Consider the following 25,141-nt stretch of genomic DNA (forward strand, 5'->3'; position numbering starts at 1 on the left):
TTTACCCCAACACCTGTGGGCCACATGCTCGATTGCAGCAATCTCGCATAACTGCCCACTATGGAATGCCGCGATTACATGAAGCGCAAGAACATTCTTTTCATCATGGCCGATCAAATGGCCGCGCCAATGTTGCCGATCTACGGTCCGTCGCCGATCAAGCTGCCCAATCTCTCGCGCCTGGCCGCCGAGGGCGTGGTGTTCGACTCGGCTTATTGCAACAGCCCGTTGTGTGCACCGTCACGCTTTACCCTGGTGAGCGGCCAGTTGCCCAGCAAGATCGGCGCCTACGACAACGCGGCGGATTTCCCAGCAGACGTTCCGACCTATGCTCACTACCTGCGTCGCCTCGGTTACCGCACGGCGTTGTCCGGCAAGATGCATTTTTGCGGGCCGGACCAACTGCACGGGTACGAAGAACGCCTGACCAGCGACATCTACCCGGCCGACTACGGCTGGGCGGTGAACTGGGACGAACCGGACGTGCGGCCCAGCTGGTACCACAACATGTCGTCGGTGTTGCAGGCGGGGCCTTGCGTGCGCACCAACCAACTGGATTTTGACGAGGAAGTGGTGTTCAAGGCCCAGCAGTACCTGTTCGACCACATCCGCGAAGACGGCGACCAGCCGTTTTGCCTGACCGTTTCCATGACCCACCCACACGACCCGTACACGATCCCCAAGGCCTTCTGGGACCTGTACGACGACGATGACATCCCGTTGCCGCACACCCCGGCGCAAACGGAACTCGACCCGCATTCCCAACGGCTGCTGAAGGTGTATGACCTGTGGGACAAGCCGCTGCCTGTGGATAAGATTCGCGACGCCCGCCGTGCCTACTTCGGCGCGTGCAGTTACATCGACAGCAACGTCGGCAAGCTGCTGCAAACCCTGGAAGACACCGGCTTGATGGACGACACGATCATCATCTTTTCCGGCGATCATGGGGACATGCTCGGCGAAAAAGGGCTCTGGTACAAAATGCACTGGTTCGAAATGGCCGCTCGCGTCCCGCTGCTGATCAGCGCGCCGGGTCAGTTCGCCAGCGGTCGGGTCAGCGCCTCGGTGTCCACCGCCGACCTGTTGCCGACCCTGGTGGAATTGGCCGGCGGCGCGCTGGAGCCGGGGCTGCCGCTGGATGGCCGCTCGCTGGTGCCGCACCTGCAAGGGCAGGGCGGGCATGACGAGGTTTTTGGCGAATACATGGCCGAAGGCACCGTCAGCCCGTTGATGATGATCCGGCGCGGTCCCTGGAAATTCATCTACAGCGAAGACGACCCGTGCCTGCTGTTCGACGTGCACAACGACCCGACGGAAACCGAGGATCTCAGTCAATCCCCGGAACATCAGCAGCTGTTCGCCGATTTTCTCGCGCAAGCCCGCGCCAAGTGGGACATTCCCACGCTTCATCGACAAGTACTCGCCAGCCAGCGACGGCGGCGTTTCGTGGCCCAGGCGCTGACCCTGGGCAAACTCAAGAGCTGGGATCACCAGCCGTGGGTGGATGCCAGTCAGCAATACATGCGCAACCACATCGACCTGGATGATCTGGAGCGCAAGGCTCGTTATCCACAACCCTGCCAAAACCAATGACGTAAGGGGACGCACATGCAAAAGTTATCCACAGTACTGACCGCTGGGCTGTTGGCGTTGAGCAGTGTCTCGGCCTGGGCCGAGCAAAGTTGCGACACCGTGAAGATGGCCGACCCGGGCTGGAGCGACATTGCGGCGACGAACGCCATCACCAGCTTCGTGCTCGAAGGCATGGGCTACAAGGCCAAGGTCGATACCCTGGCGGTGCCGATCACCTTTGGCGGCCTCAAGGATGGCCAGGTCGATGTGTTCCTGGGCAACTGGATGCCGGCGCAGCAGGGGTTCTACGACAAATTCGTGGCCAGCGGCGACGTCACGCAACTGGCCAAGAACCTCGATGGCACCGAGTTCACCCTGGCCGTGCCGGACTATGTCTGGGACGCGGGTGTGCATAACTTTGCGGACCTGAACAAATTCGCCGACAAGTTCGACAAGAAGATCTATGGCATCGGCTCCGGCGCCCCGGCCAACCTCTCCCTGAAAGAAATCATCAGCAAGAATGACTTCAACATGGGTGAGTGGAAGCTGGTGGAGTCCAGCGAACAGGCGATGTTGGCGGAAGTCTCCCGGGCGGTGAAAAAGCAGAAGTTCGTGACCTTCCTCGGCTGGACGCCGCACCCGATGAACGTGCAGCTCAAAATGCACTACCTCAAGGGCGGGGAGAAATACTTCGGCGACACCGGCAGCGTCTATACCCTCACGCGCAAAGGTTATGCACAGGCCTGCCCGAACGTGGGCAAGTTCTTGACCAACCTGAGTTTCACCCAGGACATGGAAAACAGCATCATGGCGAACGTGGTGAACAACAAGGTCAGCAACGCCGAAGCGGCCAAGGCCTGGATCAAGGCCAACCCGGCTGTGCTGGATAAATGGCTGGAGGGCGTGAAGACGGCCGATGGCCAGGATGCGTTGGCGGTGGTGAAGGCCAAGCTGTAAGCCTCCATGGTATGGCGAGTAACTCTTGTGGCGAGGGGATTCAAGTGGGAGCAAGGCTTGCCCGCGATGAGGACAACTCGGTCTTTGAGAGATTAAGGTGCCTGCTTCGCGAGCAAGCTTTGCTCCCACTTGAATCCCCTCGCCACAGGGGGCGCGGTGCCTTGTCCTGTTACCCTTGCCCGCAAACCCCACCCATGAGGCCCCATGGCAATCCCCACCCTCCATTCACTTTTCCCGTTCCTGAGCTGGCTGCCCCGGCAGACCCGCGCCAGTGTCGGGCGTGATCTCATCGTCGGGCTGAGCGGCGCGATTCTCGCGTTGCCGCAGTCCATTGCCTACGCGCTGATTGCCGGTTTACCCCCGGAATACGGCCTGTACGCGGCGATCGTGCCGGTGTTGATTGCCTGCCTGTGGGGGTCGTCCTGGCACCTGATCTGCGGTCCTACGGCGGCGATCTCCATCGTCCTGTACGCCAGCGTCAGTCCGCTGGCGGTGCCCGCCACCCAGGACTACGTCACCCTGATCCTCTTGCTCACGGTGCTGGCGGGGATTTTCCAGTGGTTGTTGGGGGTGTTGCGGTTCGGGGCGTTGGTGAATTTCGTCTCGCACTCGGTGGTGCTCGGCTTCACCTTGGGGGCGGCGGTGGTCATCGCGCTGGGGCAATTGCCGAATTTGCTGGGGCTTAACCTGGCGAACGAAGCCACGGCATTGAAGGGGTTGATGCAGTTGGTCAGTCACATCGGGGCTGTGGATAAACCTTCCTTGCTGCTGGGCCTGGGGACGCTGGCACTGGGGATCGTGTTCAAACGGCTGCTGCCGCGCTGGCCGAGCCTGTTGATGGCGCTGGTCATCAGCAGCCTGGTGGTCTGGTTGTGGCCGGCGATGTTCGGGCATGTGGCGTTGGTCAGCGCCTTCGCCGGGCGCCTGCCGCCGCTCGCGTCGCTGCCGTTGGACCTGGAGTTGATCCTGCGCCTGCTGCCCGGCGCCGTCGCGGTGGGCATGCTCGGGTTGGTCACCAGCTTGTCCATCGCGCGCTCATTGTCGGTACGCTCGGGGCAGTTGCTCGATGCGAACCAGGAGGTTCGGGCGCAGGGGCTTTCCAACGTCATTGGCGGATTTTTCTCCGGATCGCTGTCGGCCGGTTCCTTTACCCGCTCCGGCCTCAGTTATGAAGCCGGTGCCTGTTCGCCGCTGGCCGGGATCTTCTCGGCGCTGTGGGTGGCGCTGTTTGCGCTGGCCGGGGCCACGCTCATCGCCCACATCCCGATTCCGGCCATGGCGGGCAGCATCCTGTTGATCGCCTGGGGCCTGGTTGACCACCGTGCCCTGCGGGCGTTGTACCGCGTGAGCCACGCCGAGTTCATGGTCATGGGCCTGACCTGCCTGGCCACGCTGCTGCTGGAGCTGCAAACCGCCATCTATGCCGGCGTGCTGGCTTCGCTGTTCTTTTACCTCAAGCGCACCTCGCAACCGCGGGTGCAGCATTTTCGCGAGGACGACGCCGACGTCCTGCGGGTGTGGGGCTCGATCTTCTTTGGCGCCAGCCATTACCTGCAAGTGCGCCTGCAACGGCTGCAAGCGCAACGGGTGGTGATCGAGGCCCAGCAGATCAACTTCATCGATTATTCGGGGGTGGAAATGCTCCACCAGGAAGCCCGACGCCTGCGCAGCCACGGCCGCAGCCTGACCTTGCGCAAGGCCCGGCCGCAGGTGGTGGAGGAGTTGTTGAAGCTGGAAGGGGCGCAGCAGTGCCCGATTCACTTCGAGGACTAGGGCTCAAGGCAGGCATACCCTGTGCCCCTGTGGCGAGGGAGCTTGCTCCCGCTGGGCTGCGAAGCAGCCCTAGAGGGCCTGCCAACCTTTAGTGCCGTTTGGTCAGTTATGCGGGCGCTTCGCCCGAGGCGTCGGACCGCCCGAGCGGGAGCAAGCTCCCTCGCCACAGTTCACAGTTCACAGTTCACAGTGCCAGCTGACGGCGCAGTTCGGCCAATACCGGCGTGGTGTCCGGGCGCACGCCGCGCCACAGGTAGAACGCCTCGCCGGCCTGTTCGGCCAGCATGCCCAGGCCATCCATCGCCACGGCGGCGCCGTGTTCCTTGGCCCAGCGGCAAAAGGAAGTCGGTTCCTTGCCATACATCATGTCGTAGCAAAACGTCTTGCCGGGCTCGATCAAACTTCCGGCAATCGGCGGTACATCGCCTGACAGGCTTGCGGAAGTGGCGTTGATGATCAGGTCCACCGGCTCTTGCAGCCAGTCGAAACCACTGGCCGAGACCGGGCCCAGGTCAGCGAACAACTCGGCCAGCAACTCGGCCTTTTCCACCGTGCGGTTAGCGATGATCACCGAGGCCGGCGCTTCGGCCAGCAACGGTTCCAGGGCGCCGCGCACCGCGCCGCCAGCCCCCAGCAACAGGATGCGCTTGCCCTTGAGGCTCAAGCCGGCGTTGACGGTCAGGTCCCGCACCAGCCCGGCGCCGTCGGTGTTGTCACCCAGCAGACGGCCGTCGGCCAGTTTGCTCAAGGTGTTGACCGCCCCGGCCCGTTGCGCCCGCTCGGTCAACTGGTCGGCGAGTCGGAAGGCGTCTTCCTTGAACGGCACGGTGACATTCGCCCCACGCCCTTCACGGAAAAATTCCCGGGCGCAACCGGCAAAATCCTCCAGAGGCGCGAGCAAGGTGGTGTAGTCCAGCCGCTCTGCGGTCTGTTCGGCGAACAGGCGGTGGATCAGCGGCGACTTGCTGTGGCCGATCGGGTTACCCATTACAACGTAGCGGTCCATGGACATCCCCTCGTTCAGGCCGTCGCCAGCCAATCGCGATCCTGCAGGAAGAACTCGGTCAACCGCGCTTCTTCGCTGCCGGGTTCGGCTTTCCAGTCGTAGCCCCAGCGTACTTGCGGCGGCAGCGACATGAGGATCGATTCGGTGCGTCCGCCCGACTGCAGCCCGAACAGGGTGCCGCGGTCGTAGACCAGGTTGAACTCCACGTAGCGACCACGGCGGAACTCCTGGAATTCGCGCTGCTTGGCGGTGAACGGGTCCTGTTTGCGCCGACGCACGATGGGCAGGTAGGCGTCGATGTAGGCATCGCCGATGGCGCGCATGAAGGCGAAGCTGGTGTCGAAATCCCACGTGTTCAGGTCATCGAAGAACAGGCCGCCGATCCCCCGGGGCTCGTTGCGGTGCTTGAGGTGGAAATAGCTGTCGCACCAGGCTTTGTAGCGCGGGTAGACGTCCGGCCCGAACGGCGCACAGGCCTGCTCGGCGACGCGGTGCCAATGCACGCAGTCTTCCTCCACGCCGTAGTAGGGCGTCAGGTCGAAGCCGCCGCCGAACCACCAGACCGGCTCTTCGCCTTCCTTTTCGGCGATGAAAAACCGCACGTTGGCGTGGGAAGTCGGCACATGTGGATTATGGGGGTGGATCACCAGCGACACGCCGAGGGCCTCGAAGCCGCGCCCGGCCAGTTCCGGCCGATGGGCGCTGGCCGACGGTGGCAGGCCGCTGCCGAAGACGTGGGAAAAGTTGACGCCGCCCTTTTCGATCACCGTGCCGTTCTCCATCACCCGCGTGCGACCGCCACCGCCGGCCGGCCGGGTCCAGGCGTCTTCAACGAAGCGCGTGCCGCCGTCCTCGGCTTCCAGGGCGGTGCAGATGCGGTCTTGCAGGTCGAGCAGGTAGGCTTTCACGGCCTCGGTGCGAGTGGTCATGACATCACCTTGATCAGGGCTACGCTACGCGGCGTACAGCGGGCCGGTGGCAAATGGGCGCACAGGATACCACCGCACTTGTCAGCGCCACAGTTGACGAAGGTCAAGCTTAGGAGTCCGATGGCAGGTCTGGTAAAAAGTACTACGACATGGAGAGAGTGAAGATGGCCAAACGTATCCAGTTCAGTTCCCACGGCGGTCCCGAAGTGCTTGAGTACGTGGACTACCAGCCCGCCGAGCCGGGCCCGCAGCAGGTGCGCGTCAGCAACCGGGCGATCGGCCTGAATTTCATCGACACCTACTACCGCAGCGGTCTTTATCCGCCGCCGGCCTTGCCGTCGAGCCTGGGCGCCGAGGGCGCGGGGGTGGTCGAGGCCGTCGGCAGTGACGTCACGCGGTTCAAGGTCGGCGACCGGGTGGCTTATGGCAGCGGGCCACTGGGCGCCTACAGCGACGTGCACGTGTTGCCCGAGGCCAATCTGGTGCACCTGCCCGATGCTATCAGCTTCGAACAGGCCGCCGGGGTGATGCTCAAGGGCCTGACGGTGCAGTACCTGTTGCGTCAGACCTATGAACTCAAGGGTGGCGAAACCATCCTGTTCCATGCTGCCGCTGGTGGTGTGGGCTCGTTGGCCTGCCAGTGGGCCAAGGCCCTGGGCGTGAAGCTGATCGGCACCGTCAGCTCGCCGGAAAAAGCCGCCGTCGCCCAAGCCCACGGCGCTTGGGCAACCATCGACTACAGCAAGGAAAACGTCGTACAGCGCGTGCTGGAACTGACTGACGGTAAAAAAGTACCCGTGGTGTACGACGGGGTCGGCAAGGACACCTGGCTGACGTCCCTGGATTGCGTCTCCCCTCGGGGCCTGGTGGTGAGTTTCGGCAATGCCTCGGGTGCGGTCGATGGGGTGAACCTGGGGATTCTGTCCGCCAAGGGCTCGCTGTACGTCACCCGCCCGACCTTGGCGACCTACGCCAACAATGCCGAAAACCTGCAACGCATGGCCGATGAACTGTTCGGGATGATCGCCAGCGGCAAGCTTTCGGTGGACATCAACCAGCGTTATCCACTGGCAGAAGCGGCCAAGGCCCAGGCTGAACTGTCGGCGCGGCGGACGACGGGGTCGACCATTCTGTTGCCTTGAAAAAACGGGCTTTTGTGGCGAGGGAGCTTGCTCCCGCTCGGTCGCGAAGCGGCCGCAAAATCGGGACTGCTGCGCAGTCCAGCGGGAGCAAGCTCCCTCGCCACAAGTGACTCAGTCCGGCCGCACCACTTTCCCGGTCGCCAGGTCGCGGATCACGCTGGGGTTCTTGCGCCCGCCCAGGTTGCCGCCCAGCACCAGGTCGATCTGTCCGCGGAAATACTGCTCGACGCGAATCCGCGTGCGCGCCGCCGGGCGGCCCTGGGGGTTGGCCGAGGTGGACACCAGCGGCCCGACCAATGAGCACAGGTCACGCACGGTAGGGTGGTCGCTGACCCGCAACGCTACGGTGTCATGCACCCCGGTGATCCATTCCGGCAACAGGTTCTGATGCGGCACCAGCCAGGTATTGGGCCCCGGCCAAGTGCTGGCCATGCGGTCCATCCATACCTCGGGGAAGTCTTCGAAAAGGAAGTCGAACTGGTGGATGTTATCGGCCACCAGGATCAGGCCCTTGTCGGGCAGTCGCGACTTGATCGCCAGCAGGCGCTCCACCGCTTCTTCGTTCCACGGATCGCAGCCCAGGCCCCAGACCGCTTCGGTTGGATAGGCAATCACCGCCCCGGCGCGAATTTCTCGCGCGGCTTGTTGCACACGCCAACTATTGACCATGAAGGATTCTCCGCAACGCAAATAAGGCTGTGCGCAGTTTACCGATCTTGCCTATAAAACCTAGCGTACAAACCTAACGCGCAAACCAGCGGCCGTTGTCGCACGTGGCCCGCCCCTCTATTTCCAGCTCGGTCAGCGCCACGAGCACTTTGGACAAGCCCCAGCCACTGGCCTCGGCCAACGCTTCGCTGCTCAACGGCGCGGCATGGAGCAGGCGCAGCAGCGGATGTGTCACAGGCACTGGCTCTGGAGCCAGCGGCAACCGTTGCCAACCGCGCAGCGCTTCGAGGATGTGCTCGACGGTTTCCACCAGCGCCGCGCCGTCGCGGATCAGCTGATGACAACCGCGGGCCCCCGGATGATGGATCGAGCCGGGAATGGCGTACACCTCGCGGCCCTGTTCCGCCGCGAGCCGTGCGGTGATCAGCGAACCGCTGGCCACACTGGCCTCGACCACCAGCACGCCCAGGGACAGCCCGCTGATGATCCGGTTGCGGCGCGGAAAATTGCTGGCGTGGGGCGGCGCGTCCAGCGGGAACTCCGAGACCACGGCGCTGCCTTGGGCAATCATCGCGTCGGCCAGTCGACGATTGCGCTGTGGATAAAAATTTTCCAACCCGGTGCCCAACACCCCAATGGTCTGCCCGCCGACATCCAGTGCCGCTTGATGAGCGGCGGCATCGATGCCCAGGGCCAGGCCGCTGGTGATGACGAAACCGGCCCCGGCCAGGCTTCGGGAAAACGCCGCCGCGGTGTCCATGCCCGGTCGCGATGCGCGCCGACTGCCGACCATCGCCAGCTGCGGTTTTTCCAGGATTTGGGTATCGCCGGCGACGAACAGCAGCGGTGGCGCATCGCTGATCTGCGCCAGCAAGGCCGGGTAGTCCGGTTGGTCCCACATCAGTAAATGCTGGGCCGCAGCCTTGAGCCAGGCCATCGCATGGATGGCGCCGTCACGTACCTCAGGGTTGCGCCTGGCCTCGGCACAGGTCGCGGGCAAGCCCAGCGCTCGCCATGCGCTGGCCGGTGCGCTGATGGCTTTCGACGCCGAGCCGAAGGCACTTATCAGGGTCATGAAACGTTTGGGGCCGAGCTCCGGTAAACGGTGCAAGCGAAGACGAGCTTCCAGCTCCGCCGGGGGAACCGAAGCAGATTCAGGCAATGGCATGGATCATCCTTGATCGTTATAAAGCCCCTGAGTCAGGGGAATAAGCTGTGGATAACTCTGTTGGTAACTTGTGAAGTGCGTGGCCTGAAAAGTCAGTCAGGGATTGCGTACCTTGTCGAGCACCGCCAGCGAGCGCGAGGCGTACAGCACCAAGCCGTAGCTGAGTTTGTCGTAGGTGCGGAACACCATCAGCAGGCCGGCCCGTTCGTCGGGAATCTTCACCGGTTGGCCGGTGATGCGGTCGCGCACGGTTTCGCCGGTCTTCATCACCGCCAGCACGTTGCCTTCGACCAGGCCGTCACGCTGGCCCTTGTTCAGGGTGACCACGTCCAGCGCGCCGATCTGGGTCACGCCCCGGGGCACGTCTAGGATCAACCCGTCGATCGCCGAGGTCGGCGCGCTGGGCATGAAGGTCGACTTGATCGAGCGCTCTTCGCCGCTGAACAGCCGGTCGCCGAGGCGCACCTCCTGGGTGGTGCGTTGCAGGGCGAGGGTGGTGACGTCGGCCTCGCTGGCAATCACCTCTGCGCCGCCGATGTCGTCGGCGTTGATGCCCAGAAATTCCTGGGTCTTGGGGTCGGTGTAGACCTTGCCCTGGCGGAAAATGCCATAGGCCGACTGGTTCGCGTCGAATGTGCCGCGGGCAAAGATCCGGTCGCCCGTGCCGCTGAGCACCCGCTCGGCATCGCCGGCGACGACGTAGGGCGCCTTGTTGAAGTCCTCGGCCCGGTCGACGATGCGGTTGCTGAGCAGGAAGCTGTTGATCGCTTGCAGCGGAATGCTCGGGATGGCATCGGCCACGGGTGAGCTGCGGATGCGTGGCGACAGCTTGATGGTGCCGCGCGAAGCGCCGCGGTTGAGGGTCAGGCGCGGCTGGCCATCGATGTAGACCAGCGACAGGGTGTCGCCGGGATAAATCAGGTCAGGGTTCTGGATCTGAGGGTTGGCGTGCCAGAGTTCGGGCCATTTCCACGGCTCGCGCAGGTATTTGCCGGCGATATCCCACAGCGTGTCCCCCGTCACCACCGTGTACTGCTGGGGAAAACCTTCCCGAAGTTGCACTTGCCCGTGCGCGATACCGGCCGAGGCCAGGAGCAGCAGGGCGAGTAGTGATTTCCTCATGCGGTGAATCCCTTTATCATGTGCGTTCGCGTAAAACGCCAGAGCCCTCATGGCCCGCTCTGTTTCAAGAGCGACGTTTTACAACGGTAGCCTGCATCCCAAGACACGCCAGGCCAGCCACCGACTTTAGCCCACACGTGCATTGATCAAGCTTATGGCCATTTTGAACATTCTCGAATTTCCGGACCCGCGCCTGCGCACTATCGCCAAACCGGTGGCCGTAGTGGACGACGAAGTGCGTCAGTTGGTCGATGACATGTTTGAAACAATGTATGAGGCACCGGGCATCGGCCTCGCCGCGACCCAGGTCAACGTGCACAAGCGCATCGTCGTGATGGACCTCTCCGAAGACCGCAGCGAACCGCGAGTGTTCATCAACCCCGAGTTCGAAACCCTGACCGACGAGATGGAGCAATACCAGGAAGGCTGCCTCTCGGTACCGGGCTTCTACGAGAACGTCGACCGTCCGCAGAAGGTCAAGATCAAGGCGTTGGACCGTGATGGCCAGCCCTATGAACTGATCGCCGAAGGTCTGCTCGCGGTGTGCATCCAGCATGAATGCGACCACCTCAACGGCAAATTGTTCGTCGATTACCTGTCGAACCTCAAGCGTGACCGGATCAAGAAAAAACTGGAAAAGATTCATCGCCAGAATGCTTGATGCCCCTCTTCAAAGGCTTGCCACGGCAAGCCTTTTTCTTTTTGCGACTGCTTTGTAACGAGAGCCTCCCATGACTGAGCCCCTGCGCATCGTCTTTGCCGGCACCCCTGAATTTGCCGCCGAACACCTCAAGGCCCTGCTGGCCAGCCCTCACGAAATTGTCGCGGTCTACACCCAGCCGGACCGTCCGGCCGGCCGTGGGCAAAAACTGATGCCCAGCCCGGTCAAGCAGCTGGCTCTGGAAAACGGCATCCAGGTGTTGCAGCCGCCGACCCTGCGTGACGCGCAAGCCCAGGCCGAATTGGCGGCGCTGAAGCCGGATTTGATGGTGGTGGTGGCCTACGGCCTGATCCTGCCCCAAGTGGTGTTGGACATTCCGCGCCTGGGTTGCATCAACAGCCACGCCTCGCTGCTGCCACGCTGGCGCGGTGCGGCGCCGATCCAGCGCGCCGTGGAAGCGGGCGACGCCGAGAGCGGCGTCACCGTGATGCGCATGGAAGCGGGCCTGGACACCGGGCCGATGCTGCTCAAGGTCAGCACTCCCATCAGCGCTGAAGACACCGGCGGCAGCCTGCACGACCGCCTTGCGCTGATCGGCCCGCCCGCCGTGGTCCAGGCCATTGCCGGCCTCGCTGTCGGTACGCTGGCAGGCGAGGTCCAGGATGACAGCCTGGCAACTTACGCTCACAAATTGAACAAGGACGAGGCCCGTATCGACTGGAGCCGCCCGGCCGTCGAGCTGGAGCGCCTGGTGCGTGCCTTCAACCCGTGGCCGATCTGTCACAGCACCTTGAACGGCGAAGCCCTGAAAGTGCTGGCGGCAAGCCTTGCCGAAGGCAAGGGCACCCCGGGTGAAATCCTCAGTGCCAGCAAGGACGGCCTCGTCGTGGCCTGCGGTGAGCAAGCGCTGTGCCTGACTCGTCTGCAACTGCCCGGTGGCAAGGCGCTGGGCTTCAGCGACCTGTTCAACAGCCGTCGTGAAAAATTCGCCATCGGCACCGTGCTCGGCCAAGCGGCGGACGCCTCATGAACCCGCGCCTGGCCGCCGCCAAGGCACTCGCCGCCGTACTGAGCGGTAAAGCCTCCCTCAACAGCGCCCTGCCGACCCAGATGGACAAGGTGGAAGACCGTGATCGCGGTTTCACCCAGGACCTGGCGTTCGGCACCGCCCGCTGGCAACCGCGCCTGTCGGCCTTGGCCGCCAAGCTGTTGCAGAAACCGTTCAAGGCCGCCGATGCCGACGTCGAAGCGCTGCTGCTGGTGGGCCTGTACCAACTGCTCTACACCCGCGTGCCCGCCCATGCCGCCATCGGCGAGACCGTGGGCTGCGCCGACAAGCTGAAAAAGCCCTGGGCCAAGGCCCTGATCAACGCCGTATTGCGCCGCGCCCAGCGCGAAAGCGAAAGCCTGCTGGCCGAGCTGGAGCGTGATCCGGTGGTGCGCACGGCGCACCCGCGCTGGTTGCAAAAGTCCCTGAAAGCCTTCTGGCCCGAGCAATGGGAAGCCATCTGCGCGGCCAACAATGCCCATCCGCCGATGATCCTGCGGGTCAACCGTCGCCACCATAGCCGCGATGCCTACCTGGCCCTGTTGGGCGAAGCCGGTATTCCGGCCTCGCCGTGTCAGTTCAGCCGCGACGGCATCCTGCTGGAAACGCCAGGCGATGTCCGCGCGTTGCCGGGCTTTGCCGAGGGCTGGATCAGCGTCCAGGACGAAGCCGCGCAACTGGCTGCCGACCTGCTGGAGCTGGCGCCCGGCCAACGGGTGCTCGACGCCTGCTGCGCACCGGGTGGCAAGACTTGCCACATCCTTGAAGCCGAGCCGAAGCTGGCCGGCGTGGTGGCGGTGGACCTGGAAGCCAAGCGCCTGGTGCGAGTGAAGGAAAACCTTGCGCGCCTGGGCCTGGACGCCGAACTGATCGCCGCCGACGGCCGTGACACCGCGACCTGGTGGGACGGCAAGCCGTTCCAGCGCATCCTCCTCGATGCACCGTGCTCGGCCACTGGTGTGATCCGCCGTCATCCGGACATCAAGCTCACCCGCCAGCCCGACGACATCGCCGCCCTGGCGCAATTGCAGGGCGAACTGCTCGACGCGATGTGGCAGACCCTGGAAGTGGGTGGCATCCTGCTCTATGCCACCTGTTCGACGTTGCCGACCGAAAACACCGAAGTGATCGAGGCCTTCCTCGCCCGCACCCCCGGCGCCCGGGAACTGGACATCGCCAGCCAGGCCGGCGTGAAACAGCCCCATGGTCGCCAGTTGCTGGCCCAGGAGGGCGGTCACGACGGGTTCTACTACGCCAAGTTGATCAAGATCGCCGCCGCACGCGGTTAAGACCGATTCCAAAGGAGTGAGCGGATGAAGATCATCATCCTCGGCGCAGGGCAGGTGGGCGGTACGCTGGCGGAGCATCTGGCGAGTGAAGCCAATGACATTACCGTGGTCGATACCGACAGTGAACGCCTGCGGGATTTGGGCGACCGCCTCGACATCCGCACCGTACAAGGTCGCGGGTCTTTTCCTACGGTGCTGCGCCAGGCCGGCGCCGACGATGCCGACATGCTGGTGGCCGTGACCAACAGCGATGAAACCAACATGGTGGCCTGCCAGGTGGCCCACACGCTGTTCCACACCCCGACCAAGATCGCCCGGGTGCGCGAAGCGGCCTACCTGACCCGCGCCGGGTTGTTCGACAACGATGCGATCCCGGTGGATGTGCTGATCAGTCCCGAACAAGTGGTGACCAACTACATCAAGCGCCTGATCGAACACCCCGGCGCCTTGCAGGTGATCGACTTCGCCGAAGGCAAGGCGCAACTGGTGGCGGTCAGGGCCTACTACGGCGGGCCGCTGGTGGGCCAGCAACTGCGCCAGCTGCGCGAACACATGCCGAATGTGGAAACCCGGGTCGCAGCGATCTTCCGCCGCGACCGCGCGATCCTGCCCCAGGGCGACACGGTGATCGAGGCGGACGACGAAGTGTTCTTCATCGCCGCCAAGGCCAACATTCGCGCGGTGATGGGCGAAATGCGTCGCCTTGACGAGAGCTACAAGCGCATCGTCATCGCCGGCGGCGGGCAGATTGGCGAACGCCTGGCCGAAGCCATCGAAAGCCGCTACCAGGTCAAGATCATCGAGATGAGCCCGGCGCGCTGCCGCTACCTGTCGGACACCCTCGACAGCACCGTGGTGCTGCAAGGCAGCGCCTCGGACCGCGACCTGCTGATGGAAGAGAACATCGCCGACGCCGACCTCTTCCTGGCCCTGACCAACGACGACGAAGCCAACATCATGTCCTCGCTGCTGGCCAAGCGCCTGGGCGCGAAGAAGGTCATGACCATCATCAACAACCCGGCCTACGTCGACCTGATCCAGGGCGGCGACATCGACATCGCCATCAGCCCGCAACTGGCGACCATCGGCACCTTGCTCGCCCACGTGCGCCGCGGCGACATCGTCAGCGTGCACTCCCTGCGCCGTGGCGCGGCCGAAGCCATCGAAGCGATCGCCCACGGCGACGCCAAATCCAGCAAAGTGATCGGCAAAGCCATCCGCGACATCGGCCTGCCGCCGGGCACCACCATCGGCGCGATCATCCGCGACGAAGAAGTGCTCATCGCCCATGACGACACTACCGTCCAGACCGGCGACCATGTGATCCTGTTCCTGGTGGACAAGAAGCACATCCGCGATGTCGAGAAGCTGTTCCATGTGGGGTTGAGCTTCTTCTGATCCAGGACCTGTGGTGATGGTCAGGGCCTCATCGCGGGCAAGCCTTGCTCCCACAAAGGTTCAGTGTCGTTCACTCATGTTGTGAACAACACCGAGCGCTTGTGAACGACACCGCCCCCTTGTGGGAGATATAGCCGCTGTGGGAAACACAGCCTCTGTGGGAGCAAGGCTTGCCCGCGATAGCCATCTAACATTCAACAGATCAACCCCTGACACAACGCCAAGGACCCACCTCATGCTCGACTCCCTGGAAAAAATGCTCGCCAAGGGCACGGACAACGCCCTGCTGCGCTTCGGCCTGGGCAAGGGCTACCTCGACCTCAGCGACTTCGCCCGTGCCGCCGAACACTTCCAACGCTGCGTCGAATTCGACCCCAAGTACTCCGCAGCCTGGAAACTGCTGGGCAAAGCCCACCAAGGCCAGGGCGACCTACCGGCCGCACGCCAAGCCTGGGAACAAGGCCTTGAAGCCGCCCGCGCCCACGGCGACAAACAGGCTGAAAAAGAAATGACGGTGTTCATCAAGAAACTGGATCGCCAGCGCTGAGACCCCTCATTCCTCCCGGCGACTCAATCTCCTGTGGCGAGGGAGCTTGCTCCCGCTTGAGTGCGAAGCGCTCACAAAATTCCCGTCCAGCCCCGATACCAGCCAGCCCCCAAAACCCTGTGGCGAGGGGATTCAGCGAAACGTCGCACCGCCCCGCTGGGCTGCGCAGCAGACCCAAAAAGGCAGACCGGATCAACCTGACACACCTTGTTGGGGTTTGATCTGGGGTTGCTGTCTGTTTTTGCCGTGGTGATTGGGATGGGGTTGTTCATGAGGCGGCGGTTTGAGTAGGTTGGTAAAGGGAAGAAGGGGCAGATTGAGTCTGCAAATATATCCGTCCCCTTATTCTCCAGTCCCCTTATTCTCTTTGTGTATTTCCGGTTCCGCGCTGGCTCTTCAGCCTTTTTTGGCGTTTAGCTTGCGCAGTTCTTCGTAGGTGGCCGATTGGACGAACCAGAAACCGGAAACGATGCACCAAACCAGGGTGCCAATCACAAATATCCCCAGCGCTGGCATAAACCCGCTGGTGAACACAGCGGTGAGAGCGACAAGCCAGATCACGGCCAAAGAAAGGTAGAGGACGATGTTATTGACGCTGATGACGAAGTCTTTCACAGGGCGTATTCCTTGTTGGATTTAAAAAAATTCCCCTCCGAGGGGGCGAGTATGATATCGAGCTGCTTCATAAGGCTAAATAAATCCATCCCCTTACTGCTTTATTGCTTGAGCCCCCCTCAAGGAAAGTCTTTTCCTCCGTTTGGGTATCGGCATCTGCAGATCCGTCCCACTGCTTTGCGGCCACCTTTGAGTAGTCCATACATTTCGATAGCTTGGATCGCATAGTTCGAACAAGAGGGTTCAAATCGGCAGGCGTCTCGCAATCGTGAGGGAGCCACTCGCTGGTACCAGCGAATTGCAGATAGAGCATGAACCTTGATCATCGGGGCTTACGCAAAGAAATCACGTAGTAGTGGCTCAGAACGTTCTTTTTTCCCAGTAATGCATCGAAACATCCAGGTTTGACAGAAACGCCGATGGTGTCGATCCGATAGAACTCCCATCCGTCCTCTGCATGGGTATTAACTACGTTCTGTAGATACACTGCAGCTTCGTTCCCCCGATGTTCCTTCGCACGAACTTCAATGTTTGGTGGTACTTGAACCATTTTATAGAGGTACATCCGTGATCACCCTACGACTGCTTGTATCCCTTTGAATACAACGCAATTGCTTTATAGCTTGTTGTGTAAAGGATGGAAAGCGCCGAGTTGTGCACCATATGTACAGAGGTGCGAAAGGGGCGGATTTATATACAGAACAGACTGGTCATCTGCTTACGGCTCGTTTGCCGTTTATCTCTAGCGGAAGAACTAAAACCCGACGCAAGACGTCGGGTTTTTCGTTGTGGAATAAATCCTACCGCCCCGGCGCCACGTTATCCAACACCCGACCCGCCAACAACGAACTCAACTCAATCAACTGCTGTATCCCCAGCGCAACATGACGCCGCGACCCCTCCAGATCGAAGGCCAAATCGCTCACCATCGCATCAGCCGAAGCCAACGTTTCGCTGAGGTTGGCGAGCAAGGATTCGTTGTCGATGTCTTTAATGACGGTGAATACCTGGCCCGGTTCTGGGTCGTCTTGGGATTTTTCCGGTTTGGGTAGCAAGTAGTGATCGAGCACGCGTTTGGTGGTTTCGTCTTGCTGCTTGGCTTTGGTTTTTGCGGAGGTAGAACTGGAATCTGCTTCTGGCGGATTCGGGGTAATTTTATGCATTGGCGTATTCCCTCTGGTAGGCCGCAACCCTCTCGCTACTAAACGGAAGGGCGGCGGCTGTGCGCAAGTTAGTAGACCGGTAATTACGCCAAACCCGGCGCGCCCGAAGGCGCCATGCGCACAGCCACCATCAAGAACAGGCAACGCCTGACTGATGAGCTTGTGCAACCGAGCGTAAACCGGGCTACTAAACCCGACCACTGATGGGCAGTGGCACGAAGACAATAGAACCCGAGGACAAGGCGCACAAGCGGGCGGATTCTGGCGTAGTTGTAGGCAAAGGCGCAAGGATGCGTAGCTTGATGGTGGGGTGTAGGTGGGGGCTGTAGGAGAGTGGATTTTTGGGGGTGTGGGTGGGGTGTTCGGCGTTGGAACTGTGTTGTTTTCATCGCGAGCAAGCTTGCTCCCACAGTGGGGCGGGGGTGTTGCAGATAGTGAGTTTGCCACCACCCCCTGTGGCGAGGGAGCTTGCTCCCGCTGGCCTGCGTAGCAGGCCCCTGTATTTCTTCAGGTAGACCGCATCGTCTGGTTTTGCGGCTGCTGCGCAGCCGAGCGGGAGCAAGCTCCCTCGCCACAGGGGACTGCGTTGATTTCATCACGAGCAGGCTCGCTCACATCCTGAAGAAGTTGGTGTGGGCTATTTGCGTTTCAGCATCTGCGGCAACTGCGCCACCAGTTTCTGGTTATTCAGCGGCGCACGAATAAACCCGCGTTGGGTGCCGTCCGGGCCGATGACGGCGAGGTTGCCGCTGTGGTCGACCGTGTAGTTGGGCTTGCTGGTGTCTGCCGGGATGAACGGGATGCTCACGGCGTTGGCGAGTTTTTGCAGGTCTTCGATCGAGGCAGGGGTCAGGCCTTTGAACTGCGGGTCGAAGTAGCCCAGGTATTGCTTGAGCTGCTTGGGGTTGTCGCGGTTCGGGTCGACGCTCACCAGTACGATCTGCAACTTGGCCACAGCCTCGGGCGGCAGTTCGCTTTTGATCTGGCGCAGTTGGGCGAGGGTGGTCGGGCAGATGTCCGGGCAGAAGGTGTAGCCGAAGAACAACAGGCTCCACTTGTCTTTCAAGCCATCCATCGCTACGGGCTGGCCATCCTGGTCGGTCATTTTCACGTCCGGCAGGTTACGGCTCTGGGGCAAGAGGATGATGCCCGCGTCGATTAACGCGGTGGTGTCGCCCTCGCTTTTGCCGGACAGCACTTTGTTGACGGTAAGGCCGAGGATCAGCGCGATCACGGCCACGAGAATGAAGACGGTTTTCTGGGTTCGGGTCATAGGCTCAACAGTAGGTAGTGATCGACAAGCAGGGCGATGAACAGCAGGAACAAGTAATAAATAGAGTACTTGAAGGTGTTGATCGCCGCATGCGGCCGGCTGCCACGGTACAACACCACGGCCCATTGCAGGAACCGCGCGCCAAGCGCGAGCGCGCACACCAGGTAGAGCATGCCGCTCATCTGAATCACGAAGGGCATCAGGCTCACCGCCAACAGCACTAGGGTGTACAGCAGGATATGCACCTTGGTGTAGTGCTCGCCGTGGGTCACGGGCAGCATCGGGATGTCGGCCTTGGCGTATTCCTCCTTGCGGTGAATCGCCAGGGCCCAGAAGTGCGGCGGGGTCCAGGCGAAGATGATGAGCACCAGCAGCAGCGGTTCGGCGCTGACGTGACCGGTGGCGGCGACCCAGCCCAGCAGCGGTGGCGCAGCACCCGCCAGGCCACCGATGACGATGTTCTGCGGCGTCGCCCGTTTCAGGAAGCCGGTGTAGACCACCGCGTAGCCGAGCAGCGAGGCCAAGGTCAGCCAGGCGGTCAGCGCGTTGGTGAACACCAGTAACAGCGCTTGGCCGGCCAGTGCCAGGGCCAGGGCGAAGGTCAACGCGGCCGCCGGTGACACCCGGCCCTCGGCCAAGGGGCGTTTGTGGGTGCGCGCCATTACCGCGTCGATGCGCCGGTCCACCACATGGTTGACCGCCGCCGCGCCACCGGCACACAGGGCAATGCCGAGGTTGCCGAACACCAGCACCGTCCACGGCACGCCGGCACGGGTGGCGAGGAACATGCCGACCAGCGAGGTGATCAGCATCAGCACCACCACTTTGGGCTTGGTCAGCTCCAGGTAGTCGCGCCAGATCGCCTGGCTGCGACGGGCGCCGGTCAAGGTTGCCATGGCATCTCTCCTTTCAGGGTGATGGGCGCAGTGCCGTATTTATGCGGATTGAAGCGCCAGCGCAGTGGCCCCGGCTGCTTGACGCGGACCAGGCTGGTGCGCGCGTGGTAATTGACCAGCACCAGGGTCAGCAGCAGCGCCGCGCCCCCGGCGTTGTGGGCCACAGCCACTGGCAGCGGCAGGTGAAACAGCACGTTGCTGATGCCCAGGGTGATCTGCGCCGCCAATGCGGCCAGCACCAGGCCAGCCAGCCGGGTCATGCCGACGGTTTTTAATTGCCATGCCAGCCCCAGCAGCACCACGGTCACCAGCAGCGCGCCGATGCGATGGGTCAGGTGGATGGCGGTGCGAGCCTCGCTGTCCAGTTGGCCGCCGAGGTAGTTGGGGCCGATGTGTTGGGTCAGGTGAAAGCCGTTGGCGAAGTCGGCGGGGGGCAACCATTGCCCATGGCAGGTGGGGAAGTCGATGCAGGCTACGGCGGCGTAATTGGAGCTGACCCAGCCACCCAGTGCGATCTGGCCGATCACCAGCAGCAGCCCGGCCGTGGCCCAATGTTGCAGGCGCTTGGGCACGCTCAGCGCGGGCAGTACGCCGGACAATCGCAACGTCAGCAGAAACAGCAGGCTCAAGGTCGCGAAGCCGCCGAGCAGGTGCCCGGTCACCACTTGCGGCCACAGCTTCAGCGTGACGGTCCACATGCCGAACGCGGCTTGGGCGAACACCACGGCCAGCAGGAACAGCGGCAGTTTCAGCGGCAGGCCGGGGTGACGACGGTTCATCCAGGCCCGGGCGGCCAGCAGGGTAATCAACAGCCCCAGGGTGCCGGCGAAGTAACGATGGACCATTTCGTTCCAGCCCTTGTGGGCTTCCACCGGGGTGTCGGGAAAGTGCAGTTCGGCATGGGCCAGTTGGGCTTCGCTCTTGGGCACGCTGATGAAGCCGTAGCAACCGGGCCAGTCCGGGCACCCCAGGCCGGCGTGGGTGAGCCGGGTGTAGGCGCCCAGCAGGACGACGATCAGTGCCAGCAGCGTGGCAAACAGTGCAAGGCGAAATCCAGGTTTGGCCATGTCGATGCCCTCATCCGATGTTCGACAGTTTCAGCAAGTGGCGCAGGTCGTTGAGCAGGTCCTTGCCCTTGACCCGGGCGTCGTAGCGCAGCACCAGGTTGCTGTGGGGGTCGATGATCCACAGCTGGGCGCCGCCCGTGCCCTGGGCGCCTTTTTGGTAGGCCGGCAGGTCGAGGGGGTAGCGTTGCAGTTGCGGGTATTCGCGTTGCAGCTGCGCGTCATAGTCGGCGTTCAGCGGCTGCGCGACCGCCAGGGCATGGCTGGCGCGGCTGGCGTCGCGGCCCAGGCCGATTTGCACTTGGCGGGCCAGGTACACCAGTTGGCGGCAGTCCACCGAGCAGTCCTGGGGCGCGGTGACGAGGATCTGCCAGCGCTGTTCATCGGTCTGCACGCCGATGTCGGCGCGGGTCGGGCCGTTGCCGATCAGTTCGCCGTGGTAGCTGCGGCTGTCCGGCACCCAGAACTGGAATTTGTACATGCCGGTGGCCAGGATCATCGGGCCGATCACCCCGAAGACGATCAGCAGCAATTGCAGGCGTCCTTTGCGACGGTTGTGCATCACGGGTGCCTCAGACGTGTTGGTTGGATTCATGGTGTTTCCCATGGTGTCTCCCTGCGTTGTGCCATCCGAGATAAAGAAAAAGGCCGAACAGTGCCGCCGCCATGGCGAACCACTGCACGGCATAACCGAAGTGTTTTTCCGGCCCCATGGCCACCACCGGCCAATCGGTCCGGTAGGCGCCGGGGCCGCTTTGCTGGCGCAGTTCGTAGGCGAAGCCGTCGCGACCCAGTTCGGCCCAGAGCTTGTCCGGCGCGACGGCGGTGATCAGTCGTGGCCACGGTGCGCCAGTCGGGTCGGCGTGGAGCTGGAAGGTCGCGCCCGGCGCCACGTAGACCCAGGCTTCAAGGCTCACGGGTTGTTCCGGTGTGTTGAAGACCGGCGGTGTGCGCCGGTCGGGCCAGGGCAGCCAGCCGCGATTGATCAGCAGCCACAGGCCGGTGCGATGGTCGAGGAAGGGTTGCAGCAACTCGACACCGACCTTGCCGTCGTGCTGGCGGTTATCCAGCAGCAGGCTGTGCTCGGCGTCGAACTGCCCCTGCAATGTGACCCGTCGAAAGGCCGGGTCGGCGGTGTGCGAAAGCTCGCTGCTGTCCAGGGGCGGCGCTACGCGGCGCTCGGCGTAGTTGTCCATGAGCACACGCTTCTGCTCGCCCCGGCTCAATTGCCAGAACCCCAGGCACACCATCACCGGCACCAGCACGGCCACCACCAGCGACGGTACGAGGCCCGGCCGGAAGCCTTTCATGGCGCCGTCCGAAAGCCGTTGAACGGGATAGCTATACTCACCTGCATCGCGTCCCCCCGGAGTGTTCCCTGATGCTAAAAGCAGCCATCGTCCTGATGCTGATTGCCACGGTTGTCAGCCTGTTCAGCGGGCTGTTTTTTCTGGTCAAGGACGAAAGCGATTCCAATCGCCTGATGATCGCCCTGGCGATTCGGGTCAGCCTGGCCACTGTCACCGTCGGCTTGATCGCCTGGGGTTTTTTCAGCGGCCAGTTGGTGTCTCACGCACCTTGGTAAAGGGCTCCGTGTAAAGAGCTCCTTGGTAGCACCTGCCTCAGAGCACATAGACGAAGATAAACAACCCGATCCACACCACATCGACGAAGTGCCAATACCAACTCGCTGCCTCGAAGCCGAACTGGTGCTCGTTGTCGAAATGCCCGCGCATGATGCGCATCAACATGACGAACAGAATGATCGTGCCGATGGTGACGTGGGCGCCGTGGAAACCGGTGAGCATGAAGAAGGTTGCGCCGTAGACCCCGGAACCCAGGGTCAGGCCCAGTTCCTTGTAGGCGTGGATGTATTCCTCGGCCTGGAAGCCCAGGAACGCGCAACCCAGCAGCACGGTGATTGCCAGCCAGAGTTTCAGCGCGCCGCGATGGCCTTTTTTCAGGGCATGGTGGGCGATGGTGACCGTGACGCTGGAACTGACCAGCAGCACCGTGTTGAGCAGCGGCAGGCCCCAGGGGCTGATGACTTCCTTGGGTGGCGGGAAGAGTTTCGGGTCGGGGGTGTTGAGCAGCGGCCAGGCGAACTGGAAGTTCGGCCAGAGCATATGGGCCAGGCCCTTGGTACCTTCGCCCCCCAGGGCCGGCGCCGAGATGTGGCGCACGTAAAACAGCGCACCGAAGAAGGCGATGAAGAACATCACTTCGGAAAAGATGAACCAGCTCATGCCCCAGCGGAACGAGCGGTCGAGCTGCGGGCTGTACAACCCGGCGCGGCTTTCCTTGACTACCGCGCCGAACCAGCCGAACAGCATGTAGGCCACCAGCAAACCGCCGACGAAGAAGATCAGCGGGCCATGGGACTCCGGTCGCGCGGCCTTCAGGTCGTTGAACCAGGTTGCCAGGCCATACAGGGTGACGAACATCCCGACCGTGGCGATGATCGGCCACTTGCTCTGGGCCGGAACGTAATAGTGTTCGTGAGTTGCCATTTATTGTTCTCCTTATCGGGCACGCTATCGGTCAGTGTTTAGAGCCACCGGTGGATGACGAGCGGTGATATCGAACAGCGTGTAGGACAGCGTCAGGTGCTTCACTTCCTTGGGCATGTCCCGGTCGACGATGAAGCGCATGGGCATTTCGATGCGTTCGCCGGGTTGCAGCACTTGCTGGGTAAAACAAAAACACTCGGTCTTGTGGAAATACGCCGCCGCGGTGCTCGGCGAAATGCTCGGAACCGCCTGGGCGCTCATCGGCCGGTCGGTGGGGTTGTGGGCGACGAACACCATTTCGTTCACCGCCCCTGGCTGGACCACCAACTGCTCGCCCTTGGGGAAGAAGTCCCACGGCATGTCCACCGCATTGGTCGACAAAAATTGCACACGCACCTGCCGCGACGCATCGGCGACCTGTTCGCCCTCGTACTGCCCGGCGGTCTTGCCGTTGATGCCGAACGCCTTGCACATCACGTCGTAGATCGGCACCAGGGCAAAGCCGAAGACGAACATGGCCACCACCACGATCAGCAGGCGGGTGACCAGTTTCTTCAGCGAGATCGAGTCAGCCATGGATGCAGCTCCTTGCACCGAACCCTGTGGGAGCGAGCCTGCTCGCGATAGCGGTGTGCCTGACACACCGAGTCGCGGCCATCGCGAGCAGGCTTGCTCCCACACAGGGCTCATGCGTCATCTCATTTCACTTCCGGAGGCGTCGTGAAGGTGTGATACGGCGCCGGCGACGGCACGCTCCACTCCAGCCCTTCGGCCCCGTCCCACGGCTTGGCCGGTGCCGGCGGGCCGCCACGGATGGTCTTGATCACGATGAACAGGAAGAACAGCTGCGTGGTGCCGAACATGAACGCGCCGATGGACGAGACCATGTTGAAGTCGGCGAATTGCAGGTTGTAGTCCGGGATCCGCCGGGGCATGCCCGCCAGGCCGACGAAGTGCATGGGGAAGAACGCCATGTTCATCCCGACGAACGACAGCCAGAAGTGCAGCTTGCCGAGGGTTTCGTCGTACATGTGGCCGGTCCATTTCGGCAGCCAGTAGTAGGCCGAGGCGAAGATCCCGAAGATCGCGCCGGGCACCAGCACGTAGTGGAAGTGCGCGACCACGAAGTAGGTGTCCTGGTACTGGAAGTCCGCCGGGGCGATGGCCAGCATCAGCCCGGAGAAGCCGCCGATGGAGAACAGGATCACGAACGCCACGGCAAACAGCATCGGCGTCTCGAAGGTCAGCGAGCCTTGCCACATGGTGCTGGCCCAGTTGAACACCTTCACCCCGGTGGGCACGGCGATCAGCAGGGTCGCGTACATGAAGAACAGCTCGCCCACCAGCGGAATGCCGACCACGAACATGTGGTGCGCCCAGACGATGAACGACAGGAACGCGATGGCGGCCGTGGCGTAGACCATCGAGGTGTAGCCGAACAGCGGCTTGCGCGAGAACGCCGGGATGATCGAGCTGACGGCACCGAAGGCCGGCAGGATCATGATGTACACCTCGGGGTGGCCGAAGAACCAGAACACATGCTGGAACAGCACCGGGTCACCGCCGCCGGCGGCGCTGAAGAAGCTGGTGCCGAAGTGGATGTCCATCAGCATCATCGTCACGCAGCCGGCCAGCACCGGCATCACCGCGATCAGCAGGAACGCGGTGATCAGCCAGGTCCAGACGAACAGCGGCATTTTCATCAGGGTCATGCCGGGGGCGCGCAGGTTGAGGATGGTGGCGATCACGTTGATCGCGCCCATGATTGAGCTGATGCCCATCAGGTGGATGGCGAAGATGAAGAAGGTCACGCTTTCCGGCGCGTAGGTGGTGGACAGCGGGGCGTAGAAGGTCCAGCCGAAGTTCGGCCCGCCGCCCGCCGTGAACAACGTCGAAACCAGCAGCAGGAACGCCGCCGGCAACAGCCAGAAGCTGAAGTTGTTCATGCGCGGCAGGGCCATGTCGGGCGCGCCGATCATCAGCGGGATCATCCAGTTGGCGAGGCCGACGAACGCCGGCATCACCGCGCCGAAGACCATCACCAGGCCATGCATGGTGGTCATCTGGTTGAAGAACGCCGGCTCCACGATCTGCAGGCCTGGCTGGAACAGCTCGGCGCGGATCACCATGGCGAACGAGCCGCCGAGCAGGAACATCGAGAAGGCGAACCACAGGTACAGCGTGCCGATATCCTTGTGGTTGGTGGTCAGTACCCAGCGCATCAGGCCCTTGGCCGGGCCGTGGGCGTGGTCGGCACCGGCATGGCCGTGGTCATCGATCACAGCACTCATGTCCTGTCTCCTTCGAACGAATGGGCTGGACGGCGCGGGGCGCTGAGC

The 25,141-nt window shown here is 62.6% G+C and carries 26 protein-coding genes; 10 read left to right on the forward strand and 16 right to left on the reverse strand.

The genetic code is table 11. From position 1 onward, the window contains the following. Positions 1-78: 78 nt before the first annotated feature. The 3 genes from betC (at position 79) to ACODSJ_RS00855 (ending at position 4,302) form a co-directional block, all read left to right on the forward strand. Positions 79-1,593, forward strand: a complete 1,515-nt coding sequence (betC, locus tag ACODSJ_RS00845; protein WP_489099919.1) for a choline-sulfatase — start codon at positions 79-81, stop codon at positions 1,591-1,593. Between the two features lie 15 nt (positions 1,594-1,608). Then, complete coding sequence (choX, locus tag ACODSJ_RS00850; RefSeq protein ID WP_489099920.1) at positions 1,609-2,529, forward strand: choline ABC transporter substrate-binding protein; 921 nt, start codon at positions 1,609-1,611, stop codon at positions 2,527-2,529. 204 nt (positions 2,530-2,733) lie between these two features. Then, positions 2,734-4,302: a SulP family inorganic anion transporter gene (locus ACODSJ_RS00855; protein ID WP_489099921.1), complete on the forward strand. Its 1,569-nt coding sequence runs from the start codon at positions 2,734-2,736 to the stop codon at positions 4,300-4,302. A gap of 184 nt (positions 4,303-4,486) precedes the next feature. On the opposite strand, the gene aroE is transcribed toward ACODSJ_RS00855, so the two are convergent. Both aroE and hemF read right to left on the reverse strand, forming a co-directional pair. Continuing rightward, entirely contained in the window at positions 4,487-5,308 is an 822-nt protein-coding gene (gene aroE / locus ACODSJ_RS00860) for a shikimate dehydrogenase (RefSeq protein WP_489099922.1), read from the reverse strand. Between the two features lie 14 nt (positions 5,309-5,322). Further along, entirely contained in the window at positions 5,323-6,237 is a 915-nt protein-coding gene (gene hemF, locus ACODSJ_RS00865; protein WP_489099923.1) for an oxygen-dependent coproporphyrinogen oxidase, read from the reverse strand. A gap of 164 nt (positions 6,238-6,401) precedes the next feature. Here hemF and ACODSJ_RS00870 point away from each other — a divergent pair, with 164 nt between their 5' ends. Next, positions 6,402-7,379 (forward strand): NADPH:quinone reductase, encoded by a 978-nt coding sequence (locus ACODSJ_RS00870; protein WP_489099924.1) that lies wholly within the window; start codon positions 6,402-6,404, stop codon positions 7,377-7,379. 111 nt (positions 7,380-7,490) lie between these two features. Here the strand turns inward: ACODSJ_RS00870 and tsaC are convergent, their stop codons facing one another. The 3 genes from tsaC to ACODSJ_RS00885 form a co-directional block, all read right to left on the reverse strand. After that, complete coding sequence (tsaC, locus tag ACODSJ_RS00875) at positions 7,491-8,048, reverse strand: L-threonylcarbamoyladenylate synthase type 1 TsaC (RefSeq protein WP_489099925.1); 558 nt, start codon at positions 8,046-8,048, stop codon at positions 7,491-7,493. Positions 8,049-8,121: 73 nt separating this feature from the next. Continuing rightward, positions 8,122-9,216: a DNA-processing protein DprA gene (dprA, locus tag ACODSJ_RS00880; protein ID WP_489099926.1), complete on the reverse strand. Its 1,095-nt coding sequence runs from the start codon at positions 9,214-9,216 to the stop codon at positions 8,122-8,124. A gap of 96 nt (positions 9,217-9,312) precedes the next feature. Further along, positions 9,313-10,338, reverse strand: a complete 1,026-nt coding sequence (locus ACODSJ_RS00885; RefSeq protein WP_489099927.1) for a LysM peptidoglycan-binding domain-containing protein — start codon at positions 10,336-10,338, stop codon at positions 9,313-9,315. A 154-nt stretch (positions 10,339-10,492) separates the two neighbouring features. Between ACODSJ_RS00885 and def the strand changes: the two genes are divergently transcribed. The 5 genes from def (at position 10,493) to ACODSJ_RS00910 (ending at position 15,281) form a co-directional block, all read left to right on the forward strand. Then, a complete protein-coding gene (gene def, locus ACODSJ_RS00890) occupies positions 10,493-10,999 on the forward strand; it encodes a peptide deformylase (protein WP_053126951.1) in 507 nt (168 codons plus the stop codon). A gap of 70 nt (positions 11,000-11,069) precedes the next feature. After that, positions 11,070-12,029 (forward strand): methionyl-tRNA formyltransferase, encoded by a 960-nt coding sequence (fmt, locus tag ACODSJ_RS00895; protein WP_489099928.1) that lies wholly within the window; start codon positions 11,070-11,072, stop codon positions 12,027-12,029. Further along, positions 12,026-13,336, forward strand: coding sequence for a 16S rRNA (cytosine(967)-C(5))-methyltransferase RsmB (rsmB, locus tag ACODSJ_RS00900; RefSeq protein WP_489099929.1), 1,311 nt, complete (start codon positions 12,026-12,028; stop codon positions 13,334-13,336). The genes fmt and rsmB overlap by 4 nt, the downstream gene beginning before the upstream one ends. Positions 13,337-13,360: 24 nt before the next feature. Next, positions 13,361-14,734, forward strand: a complete 1,374-nt coding sequence (trkA, locus tag ACODSJ_RS00905) for a Trk system potassium transporter TrkA (protein WP_489099930.1) — start codon at positions 13,361-13,363, stop codon at positions 14,732-14,734. A 235-nt stretch (positions 14,735-14,969) separates the two neighbouring features. Continuing rightward, positions 14,970-15,281: a tetratricopeptide repeat protein gene (locus tag ACODSJ_RS00910; protein WP_489099931.1), complete on the forward strand. Its 312-nt coding sequence runs from the start codon at positions 14,970-14,972 to the stop codon at positions 15,279-15,281. A 396-nt stretch (positions 15,282-15,677) separates the two neighbouring features. Here the strand turns inward: ACODSJ_RS00910 and ACODSJ_RS00915 are convergent, their stop codons facing one another. The 8 genes from ACODSJ_RS00915 to ACODSJ_RS00950 form a co-directional block, all read right to left on the reverse strand. After that, entirely contained in the window at positions 15,678-15,896 is a 219-nt protein-coding gene (locus ACODSJ_RS00915) for a hypothetical protein (protein ID WP_489099932.1), read from the reverse strand. Positions 15,897-16,015: 119 nt separating this feature from the next. Further along, complete coding sequence (gene yidD, locus ACODSJ_RS00920; RefSeq protein WP_489099933.1) at positions 16,016-16,222, reverse strand: membrane protein insertion efficiency factor YidD; 207 nt, start codon at positions 16,220-16,222, stop codon at positions 16,016-16,018. A 474-nt stretch (positions 16,223-16,696) separates the two neighbouring features. After that, positions 16,697-17,059, reverse strand: a complete 363-nt coding sequence (locus tag ACODSJ_RS00925; RefSeq protein WP_489099934.1) for a DUF6124 family protein — start codon at positions 17,057-17,059, stop codon at positions 16,697-16,699. Positions 17,060-17,696: 637 nt separating this feature from the next. Continuing rightward, on the reverse strand, positions 17,697-18,332 hold the full coding sequence (locus ACODSJ_RS00930; protein WP_489099935.1) for an SCO family protein: 636 nt from the start codon (positions 18,330-18,332) through the stop codon (positions 17,697-17,699). Then, positions 18,329-19,228 (reverse strand): heme o synthase, encoded by a 900-nt coding sequence (gene cyoE / locus ACODSJ_RS00935; RefSeq protein ID WP_489099936.1) that lies wholly within the window; start codon positions 19,226-19,228, stop codon positions 18,329-18,331. Before cyoE ends, ACODSJ_RS00930 begins: the two co-directional genes overlap by 4 nt. Continuing rightward, positions 19,216-20,295 (reverse strand): COX15/CtaA family protein, encoded by a 1,080-nt coding sequence (locus ACODSJ_RS00940; protein WP_489099937.1) that lies wholly within the window; start codon positions 20,293-20,295, stop codon positions 19,216-19,218. The genes cyoE and ACODSJ_RS00940 overlap by 13 nt, the downstream gene beginning before the upstream one ends. 10 nt (positions 20,296-20,305) lie before the next feature. After that, the gene (locus ACODSJ_RS00945) at positions 20,306-20,899 is read right to left on the reverse strand and encodes a hypothetical protein (RefSeq protein ID WP_489099938.1); all 594 of its coding nucleotides are present in this window, start codon (positions 20,897-20,899) and stop codon (positions 20,306-20,308) included. Further along, positions 20,865-21,602: an SURF1 family protein gene (locus ACODSJ_RS00950; protein ID WP_489099939.1), complete on the reverse strand. Its 738-nt coding sequence runs from the start codon at positions 21,600-21,602 to the stop codon at positions 20,865-20,867. Before ACODSJ_RS00950 ends, ACODSJ_RS00945 begins: the two co-directional genes overlap by 35 nt. Before the next feature lie 71 nt (positions 21,603-21,673). Between ACODSJ_RS00950 and ACODSJ_RS00955 the strand changes: the two genes are divergently transcribed. Next, positions 21,674-21,877 (forward strand): twin transmembrane helix small protein, encoded by a 204-nt coding sequence (locus ACODSJ_RS00955; RefSeq protein WP_489099940.1) that lies wholly within the window; start codon positions 21,674-21,676, stop codon positions 21,875-21,877. Between the two features lie 37 nt (positions 21,878-21,914). Here the strand turns inward: ACODSJ_RS00955 and ACODSJ_RS00960 are convergent, their stop codons facing one another. The 3 genes from ACODSJ_RS00960 to ctaD form a co-directional block, all read right to left on the reverse strand. Further along, positions 21,915-22,802, reverse strand: coding sequence for a cytochrome c oxidase subunit 3 (locus ACODSJ_RS00960; RefSeq protein ID WP_489099941.1), 888 nt, complete (start codon positions 22,800-22,802; stop codon positions 21,915-21,917). A 24-nt stretch (positions 22,803-22,826) separates the two neighbouring features. After that, complete coding sequence (locus ACODSJ_RS00965; protein ID WP_489099942.1) at positions 22,827-23,378, reverse strand: cytochrome c oxidase assembly protein; 552 nt, start codon at positions 23,376-23,378, stop codon at positions 22,827-22,829. Positions 23,379-23,500: 122 nt separating this feature from the next. Continuing rightward, a complete protein-coding gene (gene ctaD / locus ACODSJ_RS00970; RefSeq protein WP_489099943.1) occupies positions 23,501-25,093 on the reverse strand; it encodes a cytochrome c oxidase subunit I in 1,593 nt (530 codons plus the stop codon). Positions 25,094-25,141: the final 48 nt, after the last annotated feature.

Source organism: Pseudomonas sp. FG6 (assembly GCF_057809015.1).